The 11,206-nt window shown below is 66.1% G+C and carries 12 protein-coding genes; 9 read left to right on the forward strand and 3 right to left on the reverse strand.

The genetic code is table 11. From position 1 onward, the window contains the following. From OQF71_RS11860 to OQF71_RS11885, 6 genes are all read left to right on the forward strand, one after another. Positions 1-216 (forward strand): universal stress protein (locus OQF71_RS11860; protein ID WP_280587915.1); only part of this gene is annotated, 216 nt, incomplete at its 5' end. A gap of 38 nt (positions 217-254) precedes the next feature. After that, entirely contained in the window at positions 255-761 is a 507-nt protein-coding gene (locus OQF71_RS11865; RefSeq protein ID WP_280587917.1) for an LUD domain-containing protein, read from the forward strand. Next, positions 758-2,980, forward strand: coding sequence for an LUD domain-containing protein (locus OQF71_RS11870; protein ID WP_280587918.1), 2,223 nt, complete (start codon positions 758-760; stop codon positions 2,978-2,980). The genes OQF71_RS11865 and OQF71_RS11870 overlap by 4 nt, the downstream gene beginning before the upstream one ends. A gap of 241 nt (positions 2,981-3,221) precedes the next feature. Then, positions 3,222-4,010, forward strand: a complete 789-nt coding sequence (locus OQF71_RS11875; protein ID WP_280587919.1) for an ABC transporter ATP-binding protein — start codon at positions 3,222-3,224, stop codon at positions 4,008-4,010. Continuing rightward, entirely contained in the window at positions 4,007-4,798 is a 792-nt protein-coding gene (locus tag OQF71_RS11880; RefSeq protein ID WP_280587920.1) for an ABC transporter permease, read from the forward strand. Before OQF71_RS11875 ends, OQF71_RS11880 begins: the two co-directional genes overlap by 4 nt. Beyond that, positions 4,789-5,568 carry an ABC transporter permease gene (locus tag OQF71_RS11885; protein ID WP_280587921.1) on the forward strand — a complete coding sequence of 260 codons (780 nt, stop codon included), beginning with the start codon at positions 4,789-4,791 and terminating at the stop codon, positions 5,566-5,568. Before OQF71_RS11880 ends, OQF71_RS11885 begins: the two co-directional genes overlap by 10 nt. Positions 5,569-5,632: 64 nt before the next feature. Here the strand turns inward: OQF71_RS11885 and OQF71_RS11890 are convergent, their stop codons facing one another. The 3 genes from OQF71_RS11890 to OQF71_RS11900 form a co-directional block, all read right to left on the reverse strand. After that, positions 5,633-6,664 carry an ABC transporter substrate-binding protein gene (locus tag OQF71_RS11890; protein ID WP_280587923.1) on the reverse strand — a complete coding sequence of 344 codons (1,032 nt, stop codon included), beginning with the start codon at positions 6,662-6,664 and terminating at the stop codon, positions 5,633-5,635. Between the two features lie 98 nt (positions 6,665-6,762). After that, a complete protein-coding gene (locus OQF71_RS11895) occupies positions 6,763-7,140 on the reverse strand; it encodes a Rieske 2Fe-2S domain-containing protein (RefSeq protein WP_280587924.1) in 378 nt (125 codons plus the stop codon). Beyond that, positions 7,137-8,225: an amidohydrolase family protein gene (locus OQF71_RS11900; RefSeq protein ID WP_280587925.1), complete on the reverse strand. Its 1,089-nt coding sequence runs from the start codon at positions 8,223-8,225 to the stop codon at positions 7,137-7,139. Before OQF71_RS11900 ends, OQF71_RS11895 begins: the two co-directional genes overlap by 4 nt. A 183-nt stretch (positions 8,226-8,408) precedes the next feature. Here OQF71_RS11900 and OQF71_RS11905 point away from each other — a divergent pair, with 183 nt between their 5' ends. From OQF71_RS11905 to OQF71_RS11915, 3 genes are read left to right on the forward strand one after another with little or no spacing between them, the layout of a single operon-like run. Then, on the forward strand, positions 8,409-9,572 hold the full coding sequence (locus tag OQF71_RS11905) for a thiamine pyrophosphate-dependent enzyme (protein ID WP_280587926.1): 1,164 nt from the start codon (positions 8,409-8,411) through the stop codon (positions 9,570-9,572). A gap of 3 nt (positions 9,573-9,575) precedes the next feature. Further along, positions 9,576-10,541, forward strand: a complete 966-nt coding sequence (locus OQF71_RS11910; protein ID WP_280587927.1) for an alpha-ketoacid dehydrogenase subunit beta — start codon at positions 9,576-9,578, stop codon at positions 10,539-10,541. A gap of 60 nt (positions 10,542-10,601) precedes the next feature. Then, the gene (locus OQF71_RS11915; RefSeq protein WP_280587929.1) at positions 10,602-11,204 is read left to right on the forward strand and encodes a biotin/lipoyl-containing protein; all 603 of its coding nucleotides are present in this window, start codon (positions 10,602-10,604) and stop codon (positions 11,202-11,204) included. Positions 11,205-11,206 lie beyond the last annotated feature (2 nt).

The following is an 11,206-nucleotide window of genomic DNA, read 5'->3' on the forward strand; positions in this document are numbered from 1 at the left end:
CTCGACGAACCCTCCGCGGACGTCAGCTACGTCGGACGCGTCGGCGAGGCCGTCGACGAGGTGATCGGCGTCGTCGACGGCCTCGCCGACGCGTCCTACCTCGTAATCGGCGGCCGGAAGCGCACGCCCGTCGGAAAAGCGGTCTTCGGGAGCACCACCCAGTCGTTCCTCCTCAACGCCGAGATTCCGGTCGTGACGATCATGACGGAGGAGTGACCGGTAGACATAAGCCCGGTGTGGACCGAGTGCGGTACATGCGAACGGACACCATAGACCGATTCGCGGCCTCGCTGTCCGGCGCCGACGCTTCTTGCACGCGCGTCGAGGCGGCGGGGCTCCCTGACGCGCTCGACGACGTGGTCGAACAACCGGCCGTCGGCGTCCCGCTCGGTATCGACGGCGTCTCACTCGAGGACACTGACGTCGAGATGCGGCCGACCCCGCGCCTGCTCCGGGAGAGCGAGACCGGCGTGACCCGCGTGCACGGCATCGTCGACTACGGAACCTTCGTGATTCAGGCCGACGAGGCCGGTACCGAGCCCGTGAGCCTCTACCCGACCACGCACCTCGGCGTCGTGTGCGCCAGCGACCTCCACGAGAGCGTCGAGGAGACCGCGTCGTGGCTCGGAGAGGAGTTCGACGAGGGCCGGGACTCCGCAGTGCTCGCGACCGGCGCCAGCGCCACGGCCGACATGGGCGAACTCGTCTCGGGCGTCCACGGCCCGCAGCGCGTCCACGCGGTGGTGTTGACCGACCGATGAGCGCCGACCGGGAGCGCAAGGCCGCGAAGATTCGTCACCTACTCGAAACCGAGGGAGACGCCGTCTTCGAGAACACCACGCACGTCAACGCCGGCCGCTACGAGACCAACGGTCACCGCGACGACATCGACGAACTCCGCACGGAGGCGCGCGCCATCAAGGAGGACGCCATTGAGCGCCTCCCCGAACTGATCGAGACGGTCCGGGAGTCCGTCGAGGCCAACGGCGGCGAGGTGTACGTCGCCGAGGACGCCGCGGACGCGAATCGCTACATCACCGAGGTCGCCGAATCGAAGGATGCCCACACGCTCGCGAAGTCGAAGTCGATGACCACGGAGGAGATCGACGTCAACGACGCGCTCGAGTCAGCGGGCGTCGACGTCACGGAGACGGACCTCGGTGAGTTCGTCGTGCAGGTCGCCGACGAGGCGCCCTCGCACCTCGTCGGGCCGGCCTTCCACAAGTCCACCGCGGACATCGCGACGCTGTTCAACGCGCACTTCGACACCGACGAACCCCTCGAGACCGCCGAGGACCTCACGCAGTTCGCCCGGGACCACGTCGGCGAGAAAATCATGGACGCCGACGTGGGGATGACTGGCGCGAACTTCGTGTTCGCCGAATCGGGCACTATCGCGCTCGTCACCAACGAGGGGAACGCTCGGAAGTGCGTAGTCACGCCGGACACGCACGTCGCGGTCGCGGGCGTCGAGAAATTGGTTCCGAGCGTCGACGACTTTCCCCCGTTCGCCGAACTCATCGCGCGCGCCGCCGGCGGTCAGGACATCGCGACGTACCTCTCCCTGGTCTCCCCGCCAGTCGACTCGCCGGTCGTCGACTTCGACGAGCCCGACGAACCCCTCGATGGGAGCACCGACGACCGGGAGTTCCACCTCGTGTTGCTGGACAACGGCCGCATCGAAATGCGCGAGGACGACGAGCTCCGGGAGACGCTGAACTGCATCCGGTGTGGCGCGTGCGCGAACTCGTGCGCGAACTTCCAGCACGTCGGTGGGCACGCATTCGGCGGTGAGACGTACACGGGCGGCATCGCGACCGGCTGGGAGACCGGCGTTCACGGCATCGACGCCGCCGCGGAGTTCAATGACCTCTGCACGGGGTGCTCGCGCTGCGTCGACGCCTGCCCCGTGAAAATCGACATCCCGTGGATCAACACGGTGGTCCGCGACCGCATCAACCGCGGCACCGACAGGGAGTTCGACTGGCTCGTCGAGGGACTGACACCGGACGCCGATCCGGGCGGCGTGGACCTCCAGAAGCGCCTGTTCGGGAACTTCGGGACGCTCGCGAAGTTCGGGTCCGCGACCGCGCCCGTCTCGAACTGGCTCGCCGACTGGGTATCCTTGCGGGCGGTCATGGAGCGCGTCGCAGGAGTCGACCGTCGCCGCGACCTCCCCGAGTTCCGTCGGGAGACACTCGTCGACTGGTTCGCGTCTTGCGAGCCGCTCGCGACGGCCGGCGACGCCGACCGTGAGGCGGTACTCTACCCCGACACGTACACCAACTACGTGCTCGTGGACCGCGGGAAGGCGGCCGTCCGCACGCTGGAAGCGCTCGGCGTCGACGTCAGCGTCGTGCCGAGTCACGAGAGCGGGCGTGCGCCGCTCTCCCAAGGGATGATCGCGACCGCCCGCGAGAACGCCGAGCGCGTCGCCGACGGCCTTAACCCTCACCTCGACGCCGGCCGGGACGTCGTGGTCGTCGAGCCCTCCGACCTCGCCGCGTTCCGCCGTGAGTACGGGCGCCTGCTTGACGGGGAGCGCGCCCAGCGGATCGCCGCGAACAGCTACGAAGTCATGGAGTACGTCTACGGCCTGCTTGAAAACGGCGCCGACGCTGACGTGCTCGCGGGGGGTGGCAACGTGGCGTACCACAGTCACTGCCAGCAGCGCACGCTCGGTGTCGACCAGTACACGGAAGCGGTCTTCGAGCGCCTCGGCTACGACGTGGTGACCTCGGACGTGGAGTGCTGCGGGATGGCGGGGAGCTTCGGCTACAAGTCCGAGTACTACGAGCTCAGCGTCGACGTCGGCGAGACGCTCGCCGACCAGTTCGAGGAGCAGAACGTCGACCGGCGCCGCCTCGTGGCCAGCGGTGCGTCCTGCCACGAACAGCTGGGATCGCTGCTTCCGCAGGACTCCACGCATCCAGTCGAACTCGTCGCGCCGACGATCGAGCGCGGTCCGCGGACGCGCTGAATCGGCGGTCAACGCGCCGAAAGGACCGCCTTACGAGAAAATTTTTTATACGGTTACTGCTTCAACTGGAGTGTGACACTCCACCACAGTGAGAGTGGGTTACGACCTTACGGGCGCCCCCTCACATCTCCGAACGCGAGTCTATCAGTCCGCGCTCGCCCACTCGACGAACGCATCGCTCCCGGTCGCCTGCCCACCGCGACCGCGACGCAGCCGCGACAACTGGTGGTCGAGTGAACGCATGGACGGCAACGTAACGATCTCCAACCTCCAGAAAGTGTACGACGACGGCGGTGAGCGCACGACCGCCGTCGAGGACCTCTCTTTCGACATCGACGGCGGCGAGTTCGTCAGCATCGTCGGGCCCTCCGGTTGCGGGAAGAGCACGCTCCTCTACCTCGTCGCCGGCTTCCTCGACGAGACGTCGGGCACCATCGAAGTCGACGGGACCCTCGTCGACGGCCCCGGTACCGACCGCGGCGTCGTCTTCCAGGACTACGCGCTGTTCCCGTGGCGGACCGTCATGGAGAACGTTACCTACGGCCTCGAGGAGCAGGAGATGGACGAGGAAGAGCGCCGCTCGACGGCCCAGAAGTACATCGACATGATGGACCTCACGGGCTTCGAGGACAACTACCCGAAGGAGCTCTCCGGCGGGATGAAACAGCGCGTCGGACTCGCGCGCACCCTCGCCTACGACCCGAAAATTCTGCTGATGGACGAGCCGTTCGGCGCGCTCGACCAGCCGCTCCGCGAGGATCTTCAGGACCAGCTCATCGACATCTGGGGCGACCTCGAGAAGACCGTCATCTTCGTCACGCACGACGTCGAAGAGGCGGTCTACCTCTCGGACACGGTGATGGTGATGACCCGCCATCCCGGCACGAAGAAGAACGTCACCGAGGTCGATCTCGACCGCTCGCAGACGCGGGCGGACATCATCACGAGCGACGAGTTCAACGAGACGAAAAACGTGGTCTGGAAGTCCCTGAGGGAGGAGACCCAACCGGAGGTGCAACCGCAGCCGTGAGCAACGCCACGGTCCACTCGTTCGAGCGCGTCCCGGGGTCGGTCCAGCGCGCCGGCAGGTTCGTCTTCGACTGGATTCCCCTCGTCATCCTCACGCTCCTCTGGGAGTACGCCAGCGGGACCGTCGTCCCCGCGCAAGTACTGCCGTCGCCGACCATCGTCGCCGGCGAGATTCAGACGCTCATCGTTGAGGGAACGATGTATTCGCACCTGTTCGTCTCGCTGTACCGCATCGGTATCGGCCTCGCGCTGAGCATCGGTATCGGCGTGCTGCTCGGCATCGGGATGGCACGGCTCGATCCCGTCGAGAACTTCTTCGAGATTCTGCTCGCGCTCACGTACCCGATTCCGAAGACCGCGCTGGTTCCGCTCGCGATTCTCTGGCTCGGCGTCGGCACGGAGACCGCGATTCTCATCGTGTTCCTAGCGTGCCTGCTCCCCATCGTGTTGAACGCGTACAACGCCGCCGAGAACGTCGACCAGAACCTCGTGTGGGCGGCGAAGATGATGGGAACGGAGGGCCGCCGGCTGTTCGTCAAGGTCGTCATCCCGGCGACCGTCCCCGAGATCATGACCGGCATCCGCCAGGCGGTCCCCATCGCTTTCATCGCGCTGGTGAGCGCGGAGCTCATCGCCTCCGACCAGGGCATCGGCTACCTCATCCTGACCGCCGGACAGATCGGCAACTACCCGACGATGTTCGCGAACATCGTCGTCATCTCCGCGGTCGCGTACTTCGCTGTCCGCGGGTTCGAACTCCTCCGTGAACGGGTGTTAGTATGGACGTGACCGGCCTCCGGGAGTTCGACGCGTCGATCGTCGTCGGCGTCCTGAAGTCGGTGTACTCGCTCGTCATCATCCTCGTGCTCTGGGAGGTCGTCACCCAGCTGGAGCTGATCCATTACTACTTCCTGCCACCGCTGTCGGACGTGCTCGCGCGGTTCTACGAACTCACGGCGAACGGAGAGATGCTGGAGAACGCCTACCTCACGCTGAAGCGCGCGTTCGTCGGGCTCGCGATCGCGATCGTCTTCGGCGTCGCCGTGGGCGTGCTGAGCGCGCGGAATCGCTTCGCGGACTGGTTCTTCGACCCGATCATCAAGATCGGCTACCCGGTGCCGATCATCGCGCTCATCCCGGTGTTCATGCTGTGGTTCGGCATCGGCGACATGTCCAAGATCATTATGGTCGCGGTGGGAACCTTCTGGCCCATCGCGGTGAACGCTCGGGAGTCGACCAAGCAGGTCGAGAAGAACCTCGTGTGGGCGGCCCGCATGATGGGAACTAGTGACACGCGGCTGCTGTGGCGGGTCATCCTGCCCGCGGCGGCACCCGGTATCGTCACCGGCATCCAGATCGCGCTGCCGCTGTCGCTCATCATCACGTTCGTCTTCGAGATGATCGCCGGCGGCAGCGGCCTCGGCGCGCTCGAGATCGAGGGCGTGCGGTCGTTCCAGTCGACGCAGACGTACGCCGCCATCATCGCCATCATGCTCGTCGGTCTGTTCCTCGACAGGCTGCTGCGGGTGGCGCGCGGCCGGCTGCTGCGCTGGACGTAGGCGCCGCTCTTTTCTCGGACGTTCGGAAAAGTGAGTCGGGCCGGAAGCGGCTGTGCCGCGGGTCTCAATTGATCGAGGGGACGTAGTCGTTGGTGGCGTACTCGGTGACGTCGAAGGTGTCCTCGAGGAAGCCCATGTCGACGAGCTCGTCCATCGTACTCTGGAGGCGGTCCATGTCGATGTTGATGTCCTGCCGGTAGTAGTCGTTGTTGTTCAGGAAGAAGCCGTCCACGACCTCTTCCGGGAGTTCGAAGTGCTCGGCGGCCATCGAGACGACCTCCGAACGGTTGTCGTAGCTGTACTCGACGAGCTCAGCGAGGTCCTCGCCGAACAGCTCGACGGCCTCGGACTTCTCGTCAAGGGAGTCGTTCGAGGCGACGGTGAACGCGAACGGGTACGCCTCGTCCCAGAGGTCCTGACTGGTGACGACTTCGTTGAACCCCTCGGCCCGCGCGCCGCCCGCGAACAGCGCCGGATAGATGCCGACGTCGACGCGGCCGTCGTTAATCGCCGACGTAATCGACGGAAACGGAATCTCGACGATTTCGGCGTCGTTGTCGGGGTCGAGGCCGGCGTCGGTGAGCGCCTTCTGGATGACGGCGTGCACTCCCGTCCCCTGGGAGTTCAGCGCGATATTCGCGCCTTCGAGGTCCGCCGCCTCCGTGATGCCAGTGTCGGGCCCGGAGAACAGCGTGAAACTGTACCACTCAGGATGGGCGTCCCAGAAGTCCGTCGAAATCATCGAGATATTGTTCGGGACCGCCTCCTGGCGGACCGCCGACCCGTAGCTCACGGTGGTAAGCAGCGCGAGGTCGACCTCGCCGGCGGCCATCGCGTTCAGCGAGTCCGGCGTGCTCTCGTTTCGCGTGACGGTGAGTTCGTACTCCTCTCCCGCGTTGGGTACCTGTTCGCGGATCTCCTCGATGTCGAACAGCGACCCGAGGTTCTCGACCGGGACAGTGAACGCCAGCGAGAGGTCCGACGCGCCGCCGTCACCGCCGCCGAGACATCCTGCTACCCCCGTGAGCCCGACCGTCGCAGCGGCGGTGCCACTCTTCAGAAACTTGCGCCTGTTAGTGCTCGTGCGTGCCATCATATCATGAACCACATTCAACTCACTAAAAGATGTATGTATATATGATATCATTCATGCCGATCAAAATATAAACTGATTGGGCCGGGGTACCCGGGACGCTACTCGTTTTTTACGTAGACGACGCCGGCCTCGACGACGACCTCGTACGTCGGGACGACGTAGCGGTCGTCCCCGATGTGCTTGCCCGTCTCGACGTCGAACGACCAGCCGTGCCACGGACACGAGATGATGCGCTGGTCGTCGGTGTAGTGCTGGTCGACGCGCTCGCCGGGGCCGCCCCACTCGCCGACGAGCCGTGGCTCGACTTTCCCCTGGCAGACCGGGCCGCCGTCGTGGGGGCACTGGTTGCGCATCGCAAAGAACTCGCCGTCGGCCTTGATTACCCCGACCTCCGCACGCCCGACCTGCACGATCTCCGCGTCGCCGTCGTCGAAGTCGTCGGCGAGGCCGACTTCCACGTGCTCCTCGGAGCTCATAGGTCGAACACCTCTACGGCGTTCTGGCCGAGAACGTTCTTCCTGTCGTCGTCGTCGAGCATCGGGAGGTCCGTAATGACGCTCGGGCTGTCGAAGTCCCAGTGGGGGTAGTCGGAGGCGTACAGCATGTTCTCCGTGCCGACCATATCGAAACAGAGCTCCAGCAGGTCCGGGCGTGCGGAGATCTCCAGCGGCTGCGTGCCGAAGTAGAAGTCCGTGATGTAGTCGCCCGGCTTCTTCTCCAGCAGCGGCGCCTCCTCGGACCGCTTGAGGTACTCCTCGTTGATGCGACTGACCAGCCCCGGAATGTACGTCACGCCGGACTCCATGAACACGATTTCGAGGTCCGGGAACTTCTCCGCGACGCCCTGGCACGCCACGCTGACGATCTGGGACATGTTCGACTCGAGGAAGCCGAGCGTATGCGTCTCGATCATGTCCTGGTAGCCGGCGCGGACGTAATCGTCCAGCCCGGAGCCGCCGGTGTGGTAGACGACAGGGTACCCCTCCTCCTCGCAGCGCTCGTAGATGGGGTCGTACTTGCGGTTTCCCAGCGGCGGGCTCGCGCCCGCGGTGACCATCACGACGCCCTTAAACGCCTCCTCGTCCTCGATGTCGTCGAGGACGTCCAGCGACGCGTCGATGTCGTGGTACGGCATCGGTGCCAGCCCGTAGATGCCCTCGTCGGGGTCGAGAACCTCCTCGAGCATGTACTCGATGTACCCCTTCACGAACGCCTCGACGCGGCGGTCGTCGGAGTTGATGCCGCCCATCGCCAGGATTAGATGCGAGATCTGGAGCGTGTCGTCGATGTCGAGGTTGTCCATCGCCTCGACGATGTCGTCTTTCTCGTCGCCGCCGTCGGGGTACTCGGAGAACTCCCGCTCGATCTTATCGTAGTTGAACCGGTTCCCCGTGGACGCGGGGAAGAACGCCGCGAGGTTCTGCTTGACGCCGGTGCCGCCCCAGCCGCTCTTCTGGAACTTCGTCTTCCAGGGCTCGGGCATGTACGGCGCGACCTGCGTGAAGGTGTCGGCGTAGTGGTAGTCGCAGTCGACGACGCGGTGCTCGCTGGGGTCAATCATCCGCTAATCACCGCTGTGTATACGGGCAGCATGCATGAGCGGTCGGTGTGGTTTATCATAAACTTTCCCCGGAATTTCGGCGCCGCCGGCGGCTGCCGAATTCGTTCGTGGCCGACGGCGCCCGAACGTGTCGGCTGCACCCACTAATTTATTTAGCCCCCTTCACAACACGTTACCCGTCGAATGACCGAGAACAAACCAACCGACCACCCAGCCAACGCTGCCGTCAGCGCCGGCGATCCCCGGTTCCTCACGCAGGACGACCTCACGGTCGACACCCATCAGATCGTGGGGCCGGACGGGTCGTACGACGCCGACGATGTCCCCGAACTCGACGCCGAGCAGTTCCGGGACCTCTACCGCTGGATGGTCACCGACCGCGTGTTCAGCCGACGCATGGTGAGCATCCAGCGCCGCGGCGAACTCGGGACCTTCGGGTCCACTCGCGGCCAGGAGGCAAGTATCATCGGGAGCGCGTACACGCTCCGCCCCGAGGACTGGCTGTACGTCGGGCGCGCGTGGACGCCGATGTTCATGCGCGGCGCCTCGATGGAGGACATGATCCTGTTCTGGCGCGGCATCGAGGAGGGCCAGCAGGCGTTCGCAGAACAGAACTCCCAGATCGCCATCTCCATCGGCTCGCACCTCCCGCTCGTCACCGGACTCGCGTGGGGGATGGACATCAGCGGCGACGACGCGATCGCCACCGCGTATCTCGGAGACGGCGCGACCTCCACGGGCGCCGCCCACGAGGCTATCAACTTCGCGGGCGCGCTCGGTGTGCCGGCGCTGTTCTTCTGCCAGAACAACCAGTACGCCATCTCGCTGTCCGCGGACGAGCAGACCGCCGCGAACACACTCGCGCAGAAGGCGCTGGCGTACGGCATGGACGCAATCCGCGTCGACGGCCAGGACGTCCTCGCCGTCTACGACGCGGTGACGGAGGCCCGCGAGCTCGTCCGCGAGGGCGAACCCGTCTTCGTGGAGTCCGTCACGTACCGGCTCGACGCCCACACCACGAGCGACGACCCGACGCGCTACCGGAGCGACAACGAGGTCGACGCGTGGGAGGAAAGCGACCCGCTGGAGCGCTACCGCGAGTTCCTCAGGTCCGAGGGGTTCTGGGAGGACATCGACCACGACGCCATCGTTGAGAACATCGAGGCGGAGTTCGACGCCGCGCTCGGAGCGGCGAACGAGTTCGCGGAGCGCGAAATCGCGGAGATCTTCGCACACGTCTACGAGGAGATGCCGCCCGAGCTCCAGCGTCAGTACGAGGAGTTCGTCGACCTCCTCGAGCGCCGCCCGGAGCTGTACGACCACATCGATCGGCGACCCAAGGGGTGACTCATGCAGGCAACCATCGTAGAAGCAGTCAACGACGCATTGCACGCGGGGATGGCGGCCGACGACGATGTCGTCGTCTTCGGAGAGGACGTCGCCGAGAGCGGCGGCGTGTTCCGCGCGACCGACGAGCTCTTGACGGAGTTCGGCGGCGAGCGCGTGGTCGACACGCCGCTGTCGGAGATCGCCATCGTCGGCGCGGCGACGGGGCTGGCGATGTACGGCCTGCGGCCGGTCGCCGAGATTCAGTTCTCGGGGTTCCTGCCGCCGGCGTTCGACCAGCTCGTGACGAACGCGAGCCGCGTCCGGTGGCGCACGCGCGGCGAACTCACGGCGCCGATGGTCGTGCGGATGCCGTACGGCGCCGGTGTGCGCGCGCTCGAACACCACTCCGAGAGCATGGAGGGCGCGTACGCCCACATCCCCGGCCTGAAGGTAGTCGCGCCGAGCACGCCCCACGACACGAAGGGGCTGTTGCTCGCGTCGATTCGCGACCCCGACCCAGTGCTGTTCATGGAGCCCAAGCGCATCTACCGATCGTTCCGCGAGGAGGTCCCCGAGGAGGACTACGAGGTCCCGCTCGGCGAGGCCGCCGTCCGGCGCGAGGGAGAGGACGTGACGGTGATTAGCTGGGGGGCGATGATGCCCGCGACGCTGGAGGCCGTCGACGACCTCGGCGCAGACGCCGAGGTCGTCGACCTGCGCACCATCTCGCCGCTGGACACCGAGACGGTCGTGGAGTCCGTGAAGAAGACGGGGCGGGCGGTCGTCGTCCACGAGGGCCCGCGGAGCAACGGCGTCGGCGGCGACATCGTCGCGCGCATCAACGACGAGGCGCTGATGTACCTCGAAGCTCCCGTCGAACGCGTCACGGGCTTCGACACGCCGGTGCCGCTGCTGTCGATGGAGGACTACTACTTCCCGCACCCGCCGCGCGTCCTCGACGCCATCGAGCGCGCGCTCTCCGTCTGAGATCCCCTCAGCTTTCCGACAGACGGAAATACTGAAAGGGACAGCCGACGCGTACAGGGTATGGCCGAGCAGACGTTCGAGTTACCGGACCTCGGTGAGGGCATCGCTGAAGGCGAACTCGTCTCCTGGCTCGTCGCGGTCGGCGAGACAGTGGAAGCCGACCAGACGCTAGCCGAAGTCGAGACCGACAAGGCGCTCGTGGAAGTGCCGTCCCCGTACGACGGCACCGTCAAAGCGCTCCACGCGGCGGAGGGCGAGACGGTTCCCGTCGACTCCGCTATCGTCACCTTCGACATCGAGGGCGAGCCGGCCGACCGGGAGCCGTCGGAGACGGAGAGCGGCGTCGACGGCGGGGACGAGGTGGAGTCCGCCGTCGAGAAGGCGGACCACGAGGCCGACGAATCGGACGAGCGCGTGTTCGCGTCGCCGAGCACGCGGACCCTCGCGCGCGAACTCGACGTGGATCTCGCGGCCGTGTCGGAGAGCGACCCCGGCGGTCGCGTCACGTCCGCCGACGTGCGGGCGGCCGCCGAATCCGGCGGGACGCCCGAACCCGCGGAGCCCGCCGCGGAGGAAGGGGGCGAGTCGGCGGACGAGGAGCCGGTCGTCGTCGAAGCTGTCTCGAATACACATCTGGCGCTGCCGCCGCTACTCCTTGTGTAGGT

This window comes from Halorubrum sp. Boch-26 (genome assembly GCF_029889805.1).
Taxonomy (GTDB): domain Archaea; phylum Halobacteriota; class Halobacteria; order Halobacteriales; family Haloferacaceae; genus Halorubrum.